Raw genomic sequence first — 12938 nt, 5'->3', positions numbered from 1 at the left:
ACGGATGGCAGCGTCTGCGCGCCGCACTAGCGTCCTCGGCATGGACGTTCTCAAGGAACTGCGCTGGCCGCTTGTGCTCGGTCTGGGCGTTCTCGCCCTCGCTCGTCCGGTGGTGAACACCGTGTTCGACCACATCGACGCCGACCGCCCCGCAGGCCTGCCCGTCATCCTGACGAGCGTGATCACGGTCCTCTGGATCGCCGCGGTCGGGTTCAGCGCCGTCACCCGCCCCGTGTTGACCCTGGTGTGCACCGGACTGGCTTACGCGGTGCTCTCGACCGTACTCAGCGGCGTTCTCTCCCCTCTGCTCACCGGTGAGCTGCAAGGCCCCTTGGCCAAACCGTTCGCGATCGTCCCGATGCTGCTGGTCAACGGCTTGTGGGGTGCTGCTGCGGGGAGCCTGGCGCTCCTGCTGCAGCGTGCCCGCGGCGTCCGTCCGCCCACCGGCACACCGTCCGCATGACGACAGTGCTCGGGGCGCGACCGGCTCCGTTGTGGCGCGCGACACACCACCGATCCCCATCGTGCGCCGCGACGGTCACACGGTCGGTACCCCGCCGAGGACGAAAGGCGATCGAGCATGGGCGACAACACGGGCGACAACGTGCAGGCACTGGTACTCGCCGCCGTGCGTGACGGCGACCAGGCCGCGTTCGGTGAACTCACCGACCGCTACCGGCACGAACTTCGCGTGCACTGCTACCGCATGCTCGGCTCCCGTGACGACGCCGACGACATCGTGCAGGAGACGCTGCTGCGCGCGTGGCGGCGCCGGCAGACCTACCAGGGACGGTCGACGTTCCGCGCGTGGCTCTACAAGATCGCCACCAATGCCTGCCTCGATCTCATCGACGAGCGGGGGCGCGTCGCGCGGCCCTACCGGTCCGCGCCGCTGGCCGGGAATCCCGCCTCACCGCCCACGGAAGTGCCCTGGTTGCAACCCGCGCCGGAGGCGTTGTTCGCCGCTCCTGACGCACCGGCCGAGACCGCCATCGCCCGCGAGACGGTCGAGCTCGCGTTCCTCGTCGCGGTGCAGCGGCTGCCGGCGACCCAGCGCGCCGTGCTCATCACCCGCGACGTGCTCGGCTGGCCCGCAGCCGACACCGCCGCGCTGCTCGGCACCAGCGTCGCGGCGGTCAAGAGCGCTCTGCAGCGCGCGAGGGCCACCCTGCGCGAACACCTGCCGCCCGACCGCGGCGCCTGGAGAGCCAGCGCCCCCACCCGCGACGAGCGGGCGCTCGTCCGCCGCTACGTCGACGCCCACGAACGTGCCGACCTCGACGTCCTCGCGTCGCTGCTCGCCGACGACGTGCGTCTGACCATGCCGCCGTACCCGGCGTGGTTGCGAGGGCGCGATGCGATGCTGTCGTTCACCCGCGAGGTCTTCGACCCGGACTCGACGTGGTACCACGGGCAGTGGCGCAGCGTCGTCACACGGGCCAACACGCAGCCCGCCGTCGCCCACTACGTCGAACGCCCCACCGCCGACGAGACCCGGTCGCTGCCCGGCACGTTCCGCGCCCAGGTGCTCGACGTCCTCACCGTCGAAAGTGGACGTATTCGCGCGGTCACGTCGTTCGAGCCGCGTCACTTCGCCGCGTTCGGCCTGCCCCTGGTGCTGTCGTGAGCCGCGAACGAGTCGTCCTCGCCGCGGGTGAGACCCGGCCCTACGACCGGAACGCGTGGGCGGGGCTGCTCGTCGTCGTCGCCGCCGGCGAACTGGAACTGGAGACCCTCCACGGCCTGCGGCAGCGGTTCGGCCACGGCAGCGTGCTGTCGCTGGCCGGGCTGTCCCTGCGGCTGCTGCGTGCCGTGACGCCCACCACGCTGATCACCGTCCGCCGTCGGTGAAGCGATTCCTTTTCCCGCTCGGCGCCGTCACACCCTCAAGGACAGACACCCCAGCACGAAAGGCAGCTCATGCCCACGACCTCCACCACCGACACGGTCGTCACCCGTGACGGCACGCCGATCGCGTTCCAGCGCAGCGGCCAGGGGCCCGCCGTCGTCCTCGTGGCGTCCGCCCTCGCCGACCGCCGCGACACCCGCAAGCTCGCGGCGCTGCTGTCGCAACACCACACCGTCGTCAACTACGACCGACGCGGACGCGGCGCGAGCGGGGACCACGCCCACTACGCCGTCGAACGCGAGATCGACGACATCGCCGCACTCGTCGAGCAGGTGGGCGGCTCGGCGGCGCTGTTCGGCAGCTCGTCCGGCGCCGTGCTGGCGTTGCGCGCCGCGGCCGCCGGTATCGGAGTGACGAAACTGGCCCTGTACGAGCCGCCGTTCGTGGTGCGCCGCGACAGCGGGTTCGGTCCACCCGCGGACTTCGGCGAACGGCTCGCCGCGCTGCTGGCCTCGGGCGACCGGGCAGGTGCCGTGCGGGCCTTCATGACCGAGGCGCAGGGCATGCCGTCGGCCCTGGTCACGATGATGCGGCTCGTTCCGGGTGTGTGGTCGACACTGACCGGACTCGCCCACACCCTGCCCTACGACCTCGCCGTCATGGGCGACACCCAGCAAGGCAGGCCGCTGCGCGCCGAGGACTGGGCTGCGGTGACGTGCCCGACGCTCGTGCTCACCGGCGGCAGGAGCCCCGCCGGATTCCACGACGCCGCCCGGGCGCTCGCCGACCTGCTGCCGCACGCGGAACACCGCACACTTCCCAAGCTGAACCACGGTGCCGTGATGCAGGCACCGCGCAAGCTCGCTCCCGTTCTGACCGAGTTCCTCCGCTGAACCGCCTCCGGAAAGGAAACCCATGACCACGATTCGCGACCTCGATCGCCTCACCGGCACCTGGACCGTCACCGGTGGCGCCACCGGCACCGTCACCTACACGTGGCTCGACGGCGGCCACTTCCTCGTCCAGCACATCGATCTGCACCAGAACGGGCAACACGTGACCGGGATCGAGATCATCGGCCACCACAGACCCTTCGGCGCCGAGCAGGCGGACCCCGACGTCACCTCCCGCTTCTACGGCCGCGACGGCGAGACGCTCGACTACGTCTACGACATCGACGGCGACACCCTCACGATCTGGGGAGGCCACCGCGGCTCTCCCGCCCGCTACCGGGCCGACTTCGACGCCGAGGGCACCACGCTGTCCGGCGAATGGGTGTGGCCGGGCGGCTCCTACCGCGCGACCCAGACGCGGGTCCGCTGACCACGCCACCCGCCCGGCGTTGACCTTGCCCCGGGGGCAGGCCACACGCTTCCCGGCACCGGGCGAAGCGCCCGGGGCGAGGAGGAACCCATGACGACACTGAGCATCGGCGAGTTCGCCGCCGCCTGCGGGCTCACACCCAAGGCGTTGAGGTTGTACGACGAGCTGGGGCTGTTGCCCCCGGCGAGGGTGGACGCGTTCACCGGCTACCGGCACTACGGCACCTCGCAGTTGGACCGTGCCCGGCTCATCGCGTGGCTGCGCGGCATCGGTATGCCGCTGTCCCGTATCCGGCTCGTCTGCGACCTCCCGGCGACCGCCGCGGCCCAGGAGATCGGCACCTACTGGCGGCAGGTCGAGGCCGACGTGTCCGCACGCAGGGAGACCGTGGCGTTCCTCCTCGACCGACTCTCCGGAAAGGACGACGACATGTCCGTCAGCCACCCACCTGTGCGACTCGAGCACGCCACCGCGCTCGACCGGGGTCTCGTCCGGGCCCGCAACCAGGATGCCGTCCACGCGGACGGCATCCTCTTCGCCGTCGCCGACGGCTTCGGACTGCCCGAGGAAGCCGGGGAACCGGGTTCCTCCTCGGCCGACGCGGCGCTGCGTGCGTTGCGCCGGACTGCCTCGGCGGTGCCTCCTGCGCGGCTCACCACCACGCTCACCACGGCGTTCCACACTGCCAGGGCGGCCGTGAGCGAGTTCGCCACCGCGACGTCCTCACCGCGAACCGGTACGACACTGACCGCGCTGCTGTGGGCGGGAGCCGACCTCGCGATCGCTCACATCGGCGACTCGCGGGCCTATCTGCTGCGGGACGGCGACCTGTCCCGCATGACACAGGACCACACCTACGTGCGGTCACTCGTCGACGAGGGCAGACTCACCCCGGCCGAGGCCGAGACACACCCCGACCGCACCCGGCTGCTGCGTGCCCTCCACGACGGCGAAGGCGCCGAGCCCGACCTGCACCTGCGACGCGCCAGGCCGGGCGACCGCTACCTGCTGTGCACCGACGGCCTCCACGCCGTCGTACCCGACCTGCGAGCCGCGCTCACCGGCTCCCGGCCCCAGGAGGCGGTCGAACGGCTCGCCGCCGAGGCCCACGCGGCAGGCGCACCCGACAACCTCGCGTGTGTGGTGGTCGACGTCCACGGCGCCGACGGCTGAACACCCGCGGCACACAAACCCGTTTTCGAATCTCGAAACAGACCGAGCCCACCGAGGGAGGTGCGTGGCCGGGAGCAGGCGCGTCCAGCGTCCGGCGAAGGAGCCCCGCACCAGCCCTGACGCGGCCATCTCGCGTGGCAGCCCGCCGACCGCGCGCAGCTGACCTGCGCGTGAACTCTTCGCATACGTGAGCGTGCACCTCGACGAACCGCCGCCACCGCCCCTCGGCCGCCGCTAGCATCCCCGCGAAACGATCACGGACTGGAGTGGGGCATGGACGGCTACGGTGTCGATCTCGACAGCCTCGTGGCGACCGGCGAGGCGTTCGTCGAGCTCGCCGACGCGGCCCGCGGGGCGAAAGCCGAATTCACCGGGCGCGTCACCGGACACGACGGGGCCAACGAGGGCTTCACCACGGCGAGCGAGGCGAAGTCCCTCGCCGGAGCCTGGGAGTACCAGATCGAGGATCTGTGCAAGCGCACCGCGATGGCGGGCGGGCTGCTCCAGGACAGCGCCGACGGTTACCGCGCCATGGAGCAGGCCGTGCTCGACACCCTTCCCCCGCTGAGTTCCACGGAGTGATGCGCCGTGGTCTCCTTCCGCGACCTGCGTGACGCCGACCCGTCGGCCTTCGACGACCTCGCGGAGGCGTGGTCCCGGCTGGCCGAGGAACTCACCGCCACCTCCAGCGACGTCAAAACCACGGTCGGCGGCCTCGACGGCTGGCACGGCCAGGCCGCCGACACCGCCCGCACGCACTTCGAGGACGTCCGTTCCTCCTACGACACCGCCGCCGAGTACATCGAGAGGATCCCACGGGCACTGCGCAACCTCTCCGACGTGGTCACCGGGGCCCAGCGCACGGTCGACGACGTGGTCGAAACCGTCGACGCCTACCGCTCCTTCTCACTCGACCCCGACACCGGTGAGGTCCGCGCCGACTCCGGCGGCCTGCTCGACTGGCGCAGCGACGAGGAGAAGGCACGCGACCGCAACACCGCACAGGAGCTGACCGACACCGTCCGGTCCGTGTTGACTGCCGTCACCGAGGCAGACCAGGTGGCGACCGCGGCACTCGCGCAGGCACTGCCCTCGGCCGCGGGACTGGAACTCGAAGCCATCGGTGAAGGCAACGTCCTGCATCCCGCCGACCTGCCGGGCGACGACGCGTCGCCGCAGGAGGTCAGACAGTGGTGGGACAGTCTCACCCCGATGGAGCAGGAGTCCGCCATCTACACCCACGGCGACGTGATCGGCGGTCTCGACGGCATCCCCGCCTCCGACCGAGACCGCGCCAACCGCGTCCGCTTCGCCGAGGAACACGCGGAACTCACCGCCAGGCGCGACGAACTCGACGAGCTCGGTGACGACCGCACCGAGGACCAGGACCGCGAACTCGACCGCGTCAAGGACACGCTGCGCGGGCTGGACGCCATCGACGAACGGCTCGAAGCCGAACCCGGCGACACCCAGCCGCGCGCCTACCTGCTCGACTTCTCCACCGAGGGCAACGGTCGCGGCATCGTCGCGCTCGGCAACCCCGACACCGCAGACAACGTCGTCACCTCCGTGCCCGGCACCGGATCCAACCTCTCCGGCATCGGTGGTGAACTCGAACGCAGCCAGCTCATCCTCGACGAGGCGAACCGGCAGTCCCGCCACAGCGACACCGCCGCCATCACCTGGGTCGGCTACGACGCACCGCAGGACCTCGGCCAGGCCACAGACGACGACTACGCCCGGAACGCGGCCGACGACCTGCGCGACTTCCAGGAAGGCCTGCGTGCCACCCACACCGGCGACGGTTCCCACAACACCGTCGTCGGCCACAGCTACGGCTCCACCGTCGTCGGCCACTCGGCGCAGGGCGAACGACTCGACGTCGACAACGTCGTGTTCATCGGAAGTCCCGGCGTGGGCGTCGACCACGCCTCCGAACTCGACCTCCCCGACGACGCCGGTGTCTACGCCAGCACCGCCGAGAACGACATCATCCGCGGCACACCGACGTTCATCCACGGTCCCCAACCCATCGGGGAGGACTTCGGCGCCGAGGTGTTCACCTCCGATCCGGGAACCGAGGGCGACTGGTACACCGGGGGATACTCCACCGAGGCACACTCGGAGTACTGGAACCAGGACTCGGCATCGCTGCGCAACATGGCCACCATCGTCGTCGGCGGGCAGCCCGACTGAGCGGCCGAGCGCGGCGAGAAGGGACACACGTGATCCGAAAGGCGGCGGCCCTCGCCTGCCTGCTGCTCGTCACCGCCTGCGGCGGTGGCGGGGACACGACCCCGTCCGGCACGGACGCGACAGCACCAGGGAGCGACATGCGCACGATGACCGAGGACGAAGCCGCCCAGCGCGCCGAGGAGCACATCCGGCGGGCCGTGGCCGCGCTGCCGGTGGAACCGACCCTGACCCTGCTGCGAGCCGACTCCGCCGAATGCCTCGACCCCACCGACGACGGACCCCGCGGCCGCTACGAGGTCGGCAGGTCGTACTGGCTGGACAACCTGCCCGAAGGCCGCAACGCCGAGTTCGTCGACGCCCTCCACGAGTACTGGACCTCGAACAACTTCCGCGTCCTGGCCGACAAACGCGACGGGCACGACCGGTTCGTGTCCGTGGAGAGCAACGACGACGCCTTCCGCATGTCGGTCAAGCAGAGCGTCGAGGGCGACCTGTCGCTGGGTGCGTCCTCACCGTGCGTCTGGCCTGACGGCACCCCGCCCGAAGGCGTGGAGGGCTAGGTGTTGCGGGCCTGCGGGCCAGAGGATCGTTGACGGTGGCGGCGCCAGTTCGAGGCTGGCCGAACTTCACCTCGTGGAGCGTGAGGCCTCGCTGCTGAGCGGTGCTTGCGGTCGTCGGGTGATCCCGTTCGGCAGCGAGGCCCCGTGACGTGCGGTCAGTTCCTCCGCAGGACAGTGGTCGTATCGACGTTCGCGGGGGCACCGTGTGAGTCGGTGGGGCGTAGCTCGGCGAGCGGAAGCCCGCTTTCGTCGACGAGAACAGAGTGACCCTCGTTCGGGGCGAACGCGTGCCGTTCGCCCCACTGACGCATCGCCACGATGACCGTGAAGAGGTCGCGCCCCGCGTCGGTGAGTGCGTAGAGCTGCCGGCGTCCTGAGGATGCCGTCTGTCGGTCGAGGATGCCGCGCTCGACCAAGCGCCGGAGGCGGTCGGTGAGGATGTTGCGCGCGATTCCGGTGCGGTGCTGGAAGTCGGTGAACGATCGTGCGCCGTCCATCGCGTCGCGAATTATCAGCAGGCTCCACCGTTCCCCGACGAGGTCGAGCGTGCGCGCGACCGGGCAGGTGGGGTCGGTCCAGGACACGTCGACGCGGCGCGTCGCCTGAGTCACGGCTCCTCCCAATGAGTTGCGGATTGAAACCATTCTGCCGTACGGTCCGATCAGTTGCAATTTGCTACTGATCGGAGAGATGTCGGTGACTCTCACGTTCGGCCGGAGGATGCTGCTCGCGACGATCTGCTCGGTTGCCGTGGCGGCGATCTACGTCGCGCAGCCCTTACTCACCCAGGTCGGTCACGAGCTGGGGGTGCCGGAAGCCGATCTGGGATGGATCGTGGCAGCGGGGCAGGGCGGCTACCTGATCGGCCTGGCTTTCCTCGTACCTCTGGGGGACATGCTCGATCGGCGTAAGCTCATCGTCGGTCATCTGCTCCTCGCCGCGGTCGGCATGGTGCTGGCAGCGGCCGCGACCCAGCTCTGGCTTCTGCTCGCCGGGATCGCCGTCGCGGGCCTGTTCGCGGTCGTAGTCCAGATCACCGTCGCGTTCGCCTCGGACCTGTCGACGGCAACCGATCGGGGCCGCACGCTCGGAGCCGTCACTTCCGGCGTCATCATCGGCATTCTCGGTGCGCGCGTGTTCGCGGGAAGTCTCGCTGCGCTCTGGGGGTGGCGAAGTGTCTACGCGGCACTCGCCGTGCTGGTCAGCGCTCTCACCCTCCTCGTTCTGAAGTCGCTGCCGACCGACCGTCGCTCCGTACACGCGACGTATGGCGAGGTGCTGGCCTCGCTCGGTCGTCTCTTTCGGGAGCGTCTGTTCGTCTCGCGCGGACTGATCGCGTTCTTCCTCTTCGCTTCCTTCGGCACACTCTGGAGCGGCCTGGCGTTACCGCTCGCGGCTGAACCGTGGCACCTGAACACGGCGCAGATCGGCCTCTTCGGAATCGCCGGGCTCGCCGGTGCCCTAGGGGCTGCGCGAGCGGGGCGATGGGCTGACGCCGGTCGCGCCGATCTCGTCACGGGGGGCGCGCTCGTACTCCTGGCAGTGTCCTGGTCGGCGTCCGGACAGGCGACCTGGTCGCTCTGGCTGGTCATCGTCGGTGTGGTCGTCCTCGACTTCGCGGTTCAGGCGGCGCACGTCGGTAATCAGCACCTGCTCACCACCGTGTATTCACACCGGACGAGCAGCGTCATCGGCGGCTACATGCTCTTCTACTCGCTCGGTTCCGCCCTCGGAGCATCCGCCACCACCACGGTGTATTCCGCCGCGGGGTGGACGGGGGCCGCCTTTCTCGGAGCTGCCTTCGCTCTCTGTGGGTTCCTCGTCTGGGTCGTCAGCCAGCGCGCGGTCGCGCGGGTGCGACGAGACGTCCTCTGTGATCACGGTTCCTTCCGGCTCGCCTCGGCCCAGAGGAAGAATCGACCGTGCCTCGTGCAAACGCGTCGCTGTTCGTCGAAGGCAGGCGTCGGCTGATCGAGAGGAGCGTGTCCGGCGGGCCCCGTGGGCGCTACTTGCGGTCGAGCAGAGTGTCGAGGGTGATCTGTCGCTGGATGCGTCGACAGGTACACAGGAACGGGTCGACACCGCCGCCGCATAGTCCGCCCCACACGGGGTACGCCGCAGGACAGGGCGACCGTCGGAAGCGGGGAGGACGACAGTGACGGAGTCGGCGAAGTCGCTGAGGATCGGGGCGGGCGTCGCCGTCGCACTGGGAGCCGCGACGGGTGCTTCTCTGGCGGCGAGACGCCGCCGCACCCAGAACTCGACCCGGAGATGGCTGGTGGTCACGGTGAACACCACTCCCGACAGGGTGACCGCCGACGGTCGGCTGGTGAAGGCTGTGGCGGGTCTCGACGAGGACGTCGAAACCCGCGTCACCCCGGCACCGGGCCTCCGCGGGACCGAGGTGGCGGTGCGGTTGCGGACCCCGCCGCAAGGGGGCCTGCTCCGTCGAGCGAGGGGCCAGGACCCACGGCAGGAACTCCGGCGTGCGCTGCGCAACCTCAAGTCCGTCATCGAGACCGGCGAGGTCATGCGCCCCGACTCCCCACCGACGACGGGTAAGCCCACGCCCGGCGGAAAACTGGTGCGCTTCGCGACACGCCGCGCAGGAGGAGAGGGACGACTGTGAAGGCGCTGTGCTGGCAAGGGGTCAACGAACTCAGCACGGAGACCGTGCCCGACCCGCAGCTCGTCAACGACCAGGACATCATCGTCAAGGTCCGCTACAGCACCACCTGTGGCTCGGACCTGCACCTCATCGGTGGTTACATCCCCGCCATGCAGGCCGGCGACGTGCTGGGGCACGAGTTCCTCGGCGACGTGGTCGAGGTGGGGCCGGGTGTGCGGCGACATCGGGTCGGCGACAGAGTCGTGGTGGCGTCCTTCATCGGCTGTGGCCGGTGCTGGTACTGCGAGAACGGCCTGTGGTCGCTGTGCGACAACAGCAACACCAACCCGGGTATCGCTTCGGCGCTGTTCGGCTACGAGCCCGGCGGTATCTTCGGCTACTCCCACGCGATGGGTGGCTTCCGAGGAAGTCATGCCGAGTACATCCGGGTACCGTTCGCCGACTACGGGGCCTTCTCCGTGCCACCCGAGGTGGACGACCGGAGCGCGCTGTTCGTGTCGGACTCGGTGCCCACCGGGTGGATGGGCGCCGACCTCGGCGGTGTCCGCCCCGGCGACGTGGTGGCCGTGTGGGGTTGTGGCGCCGTCGGGCAGATGGCCGCCAGAGCCGCCATGCTGCTCGGTGCCGAACGGGTCATCTCGATCGATCGCTATCCCGAGCGGCTCGCCATGACCGAACGCTACATCGGTTCGGAGACCATCGACTACACCCGCACGGACGTCGGTGCGGAGCTGCGTGAGCGGACCGGTGGCCGTGGGCCCGACGTCTGCATCGAAGCCGTCGGCATGGAAGCGCACAGCGCGGGACCGCACCACCTCTACGACCAGGTCAAGCAGCAGCTGCGACTCCAGACCGACCGGCCGACCGCCGTCAGGGAGGCCATCCACGCCTGCCGTAAGGGTGGGATGGTGTTCATCCTGGGAGTCTTCGGCGCGGTCGTCGACAAGTTCCCACTGGGAGCTGTGATCAACAAAGGTCTCACCGTCCGCGGCGCTCAGCAACACGGCCAGCGCTACATCCCCATGCTGCTCGACCGCATCGCCTCAGGCGACATCAGCACCGCCCACCTCGTCACCCACGAACTCTCGTTGGACCAGGGCCCGCTGGGCTACGAGTTGTTCAAGAAGAAAAAGGACGGTTGTGTGCGGGCGATCTTCGACCCGACTCGCTGACCCGCGCTCCCGCCCCGCGCTCCCGCAACGCGTGAAGCTCGAAAGCCCGTTTTCGTCCGCGGCCGACCTCTCAGGAACGTGCCTCACGTTCCTCGGGCGGTTCCGGATACACGTTGCGCCGCCGCTCGACCGCCGTCGCCAAAACGCCAAGCCCGATCATGCCGAGCCCCAGGCCGAGGTGCAGCCAGTCGTCGGCGCTGTTGAGCGGCACGAAGTTGGCCGCGCTGTCGTCGTGGGTGCCGACTCCGTAGATCCACAACAACAGGTAGACGCCCCCACCGCCGATGAGGTACCCCCGCGAGGCCGTCGCCCGGGCGGCCGCCGCGACACCCGCGACACCGAACAGCAGATGCACCAGGTTGTGCAGGATCGAGACGGCGAACACGCCGAACAGGAACGCGTCCGAATCGGGGCCCGCGAACGTCATCTCGCCGACCCCCTCGGTGATTCCTGGGATGAAACCGGCGATGCCGACGAGGACGAACACGATTCCGACGGCGAGGGAGAACATCCGGACGAGACGGTGGTCGTACTGCGTCCGGTGACTGGCATCCTCCGACACGGCCTGCTCCTTCTCGGTGCCTGCTTCCCTCTCCCGGTGCGGGTCGGGAACGGGTGGTCGTCCTTCCAGCCCGGCTACCCGCGACAGCGGCATCCAATCGCTACGGAGCACGACACCGGGGTGGTGGCGGGACGCCCCGCCACCACCCCGGCGCTGTGGAACCGTGGTTCAGCCTGTGATCAACCTCAGGCCGTAGGCGTTGAGGACCTCGTTGACGGGCTGGAAGTACGTCGTGCCGCCCCAGGTGCAGTTACCGGAGCCACCGGAGGTCATGCCCTGGGCCTGGTTGCCCGAGATGAACGAACCACCGGAGTCACCCGGCTCCGCGCACACGTTCGTGCGCGTGAGGCCGTACACGGTGCCCTCCGCGTACCGCACGGTCTGGTTCTTGGCCTGGATCGTGCCGCAGTGCCAGCCCGTGGTCGAGCCCGACCGGCACACCGACGAGCCCACCGGCGCCTCGCTCGAGCCGGACACGACACGTGCGCTGCCGTTGTACATGTTCACCCACGGGCGCAGCGTGTCACCGGAGCCGGTCTGGACGAAGGCGTAGTCGTTGCCGGGGAACGACGAACCGGCGAAGCGGCCCGTGGGCGAGGAGGTGGAGGTGCCGGTGGTGCCGCAGTGGCCCGCGGTCACGAACCCGCCCTGCACCGCGAACCCGATCGAGCACCGTCCGCCACTACCCATGTAGTAGGCGTTGCCGCCGATGATGTCCATGAGCGCGCGCGGCGATTCCTTCGACTCCACGACGGCCACGGCATCGGCGTCCACACCCGCGCGGTCCACGAACCGCTCGGCCTGCTCGGCGGTGCCCACAGCCGTGGTCACCACGACCGAGTTGGCCTCGACGTCGACGTACCAGCCGGTGACCGATTCGGGAGCGCTGTTCTCCTTCGCGTCGAGCGCGGCCGCGGCCTGCTCCAGGTCCGCGACGGTGTGCTCGACGAGCCGCGGCTTGGCGCCCGCCGCCCGCACTTCGTCGAACTCGGCGGCGTCGGTCACGCCCACCACCAGCTTGCCGAGCGCGGCGTCGTAGTGAGCGCCCGCGAAGTCGGCTCCGAGGTCCGCGGTCACGGCCTCGTGGACCTTGCGGGCTTCGGCCTCGCTGCGCAGACGCTGCTCGGCCTGCTCCTTGGTGAGGCCGAGGTCGCGCTGCATGGCCTTGACCACCGGGTCGGCCTCGGTGGTCGGGACCACCGAGTCGGGTGCTGCCGGTGCGGCGGTCGCGGGCAGGGTGAATGCCATTGCCGTTCCCGCTGCCAACGTCACGGACGCGATCAGGCGTGCCGCGGTTTTGCGATTCATCACTTTCCTCCTGGGGGCGAGGATTGCGTCGTTTTTCGACGACTGCTGGAGTATGCCGCGCCCGAAATGCCCGCACAGCCGCTCAATGGTTCGCGACGAATGGTCCGGATTGGGCTGAGAGGATCACGACGAAAGTGGGAAAAAGACGATTCCCGCGCCTTGAGCC

15 protein-coding genes are annotated in these 12938 nt (G+C 69.7%); 12 read left to right on the top strand and 3 right to left on the bottom strand.

Annotation, left to right across the window (positions count from 1 at the left end; genetic code table 11):
* Positions 1 to 40: 40 nt before the first annotated feature.
* The 9 genes from SACCYDRAFT_RS12635 to SACCYDRAFT_RS12595 all read left to right on the top strand — a co-directional run bounded on the left by SACCYDRAFT_RS12635 (position 41) and on the right by SACCYDRAFT_RS12595 (position 7101).
* Positions 41 to 463 (top strand): hypothetical protein, encoded by a 423-nt coding sequence (locus tag SACCYDRAFT_RS12635; protein ID WP_043536442.1) that lies wholly within the window; start codon positions 41 to 43, stop codon positions 461 to 463.
* A gap of 117 nt (positions 464 to 580) precedes the next feature.
* Positions 581 to 1627: an RNA polymerase subunit sigma-70 gene (locus SACCYDRAFT_RS12630; RefSeq protein ID WP_005456657.1), complete on the top strand. Its 1047-nt coding sequence runs from the start codon at positions 581 to 583 to the stop codon at positions 1625 to 1627.
* Positions 1624 to 1851, top strand: coding sequence for a hypothetical protein (locus SACCYDRAFT_RS12625; RefSeq protein ID WP_005456655.1), 228 nt, complete (start codon positions 1624 to 1626; stop codon positions 1849 to 1851). Before SACCYDRAFT_RS12630 ends, SACCYDRAFT_RS12625 begins: the two co-directional genes overlap by 4 nt.
* Before the next feature lie 69 nt (positions 1852 to 1920).
* The gene (locus tag SACCYDRAFT_RS12620; RefSeq protein ID WP_005456653.1) at positions 1921 to 2742 is read left to right on the top strand and encodes an alpha/beta fold hydrolase; all 822 of its coding nucleotides are present in this window, start codon (positions 1921 to 1923) and stop codon (positions 2740 to 2742) included.
* Positions 2743 to 2764: 22 nt separating this feature from the next.
* Entirely contained in the window at positions 2765 to 3172 is a 408-nt protein-coding gene (locus tag SACCYDRAFT_RS12615) for a hypothetical protein (protein ID WP_005456647.1), read from the top strand.
* A gap of 90 nt (positions 3173 to 3262) precedes the next feature.
* Entirely contained in the window at positions 3263 to 4345 is a 1083-nt protein-coding gene (locus SACCYDRAFT_RS12610) for a MerR family transcriptional regulator (protein ID WP_005456645.1), read from the top strand.
* A gap of 273 nt (positions 4346 to 4618) precedes the next feature.
* Positions 4619 to 4927 (top strand): hypothetical protein, encoded by a 309-nt coding sequence (locus SACCYDRAFT_RS12605; RefSeq protein WP_005456644.1) that lies wholly within the window; start codon positions 4619 to 4621, stop codon positions 4925 to 4927.
* A 6-nt stretch (positions 4928 to 4933) separates the two neighbouring features.
* Positions 4934 to 6541 (top strand): alpha/beta hydrolase, encoded by a 1608-nt coding sequence (locus SACCYDRAFT_RS12600; protein WP_005456643.1) that lies wholly within the window; start codon positions 4934 to 4936, stop codon positions 6539 to 6541.
* 29 nt (positions 6542 to 6570) lie between these two features.
* A complete protein-coding gene (locus SACCYDRAFT_RS12595) occupies positions 6571 to 7101 on the top strand; it encodes a hypothetical protein (RefSeq protein ID WP_005456641.1) in 531 nt (176 codons plus the stop codon).
* A 155-nt stretch (positions 7102 to 7256) separates the two neighbouring features.
* Here SACCYDRAFT_RS12595 and SACCYDRAFT_RS12590 read toward each other — a convergent pair whose 3' ends face one another.
* On the bottom strand, positions 7257 to 7712 hold the full coding sequence (locus SACCYDRAFT_RS12590; RefSeq protein WP_005456637.1) for a winged helix-turn-helix transcriptional regulator: 456 nt from the start codon (positions 7710 to 7712) through the stop codon (positions 7257 to 7259).
* An 85-nt stretch (positions 7713 to 7797) separates the two neighbouring features.
* On the opposite strand from SACCYDRAFT_RS12590, the gene SACCYDRAFT_RS12585 reads away from it, so the two are divergent.
* The 3 genes from SACCYDRAFT_RS12585 to SACCYDRAFT_RS12575 all read left to right on the top strand — a co-directional run bounded on the left by SACCYDRAFT_RS12585 (position 7798) and on the right by SACCYDRAFT_RS12575 (position 10902).
* Complete coding sequence (locus SACCYDRAFT_RS12585; RefSeq protein ID WP_005456635.1) at positions 7798 to 9072, top strand: MFS transporter; 1275 nt, start codon at positions 7798 to 7800, stop codon at positions 9070 to 9072.
* 184 nt (positions 9073 to 9256) lie between these two features.
* Positions 9257 to 9730, top strand: a complete 474-nt coding sequence (locus SACCYDRAFT_RS12580) for an SRPBCC family protein (RefSeq protein ID WP_005456633.1) — start codon at positions 9257 to 9259, stop codon at positions 9728 to 9730.
* Positions 9727 to 10902, top strand: a complete 1176-nt coding sequence (locus SACCYDRAFT_RS12575) for a zinc-dependent alcohol dehydrogenase (protein ID WP_005456631.1) — start codon at positions 9727 to 9729, stop codon at positions 10900 to 10902. The genes SACCYDRAFT_RS12580 and SACCYDRAFT_RS12575 overlap by 4 nt, the downstream gene beginning before the upstream one ends.
* Before the next feature lie 70 nt (positions 10903 to 10972).
* Here the strand turns inward: SACCYDRAFT_RS12575 and SACCYDRAFT_RS12570 are convergent, their stop codons facing one another.
* Together SACCYDRAFT_RS12570 and SACCYDRAFT_RS12565 are read right to left on the bottom strand one after the other, a co-directional pair.
* Positions 10973 to 11413, bottom strand: a complete 441-nt coding sequence (locus tag SACCYDRAFT_RS12570) for a DUF4383 domain-containing protein (RefSeq protein WP_052309191.1) — start codon at positions 11411 to 11413, stop codon at positions 10973 to 10975.
* A gap of 219 nt (positions 11414 to 11632) precedes the next feature.
* Positions 11633 to 12772, bottom strand: coding sequence for a S1 family peptidase (locus SACCYDRAFT_RS12565; RefSeq protein WP_005456627.1), 1140 nt, complete (start codon positions 12770 to 12772; stop codon positions 11633 to 11635).
* Between the last annotated feature and the right edge of the window lie 166 nt (positions 12773 to 12938).

Source organism: Saccharomonospora cyanea NA-134 (genome assembly GCF_000244975.1).
Classification (GTDB): Bacteria; Actinomycetota; Actinomycetes; order Mycobacteriales; family Pseudonocardiaceae; genus Saccharomonospora; species Saccharomonospora cyanea.
This window is presented reverse-complemented; position numbering and strand designations above follow the sequence as displayed.

Excerpts from the sequence above, each read along its gene's own strand:
- SACCYDRAFT_RS12565 (WP_005456627.1), bottom strand. The coding sequence starts at position 12,772 with ATGAATCGCAAAACCGCGGCACGCCTGATCGCGTCCGTGACGTTGGCA.
- SACCYDRAFT_RS12605 (WP_005456644.1), top strand. The coding sequence starts at position 4,619 with ATGGACGGCTACGGTGTCGATCTCGACAGCCTCGTGGCGACCGGCGAG.
- SACCYDRAFT_RS12620 (WP_005456653.1), top strand. The coding sequence starts at position 1,921 with ATGCCCACGACCTCCACCACCGACACGGTCGTCACCCGTGACGGCACG.
- SACCYDRAFT_RS12570 (WP_052309191.1), bottom strand. The coding sequence starts at position 11,413 with ATGTTCTCCCTCGCCGTCGGAATCGTGTTCGTCCTCGTCGGCATCGCC.
- SACCYDRAFT_RS12615 (WP_005456647.1), top strand. The coding sequence starts at position 2,765 with ATGACCACGATTCGCGACCTCGATCGCCTCACCGGCACCTGGACCGTC.
- SACCYDRAFT_RS12630 (WP_005456657.1), top strand. The coding sequence starts at position 581 with ATGGGCGACAACACGGGCGACAACGTGCAGGCACTGGTACTCGCCGCC.
- SACCYDRAFT_RS12635 (WP_043536442.1), top strand. The coding sequence starts at position 41 with ATGGACGTTCTCAAGGAACTGCGCTGGCCGCTTGTGCTCGGTCTGGGC.
- SACCYDRAFT_RS12610 (WP_005456645.1), top strand. The coding sequence starts at position 3,263 with ATGACGACACTGAGCATCGGCGAGTTCGCCGCCGCCTGCGGGCTCACA.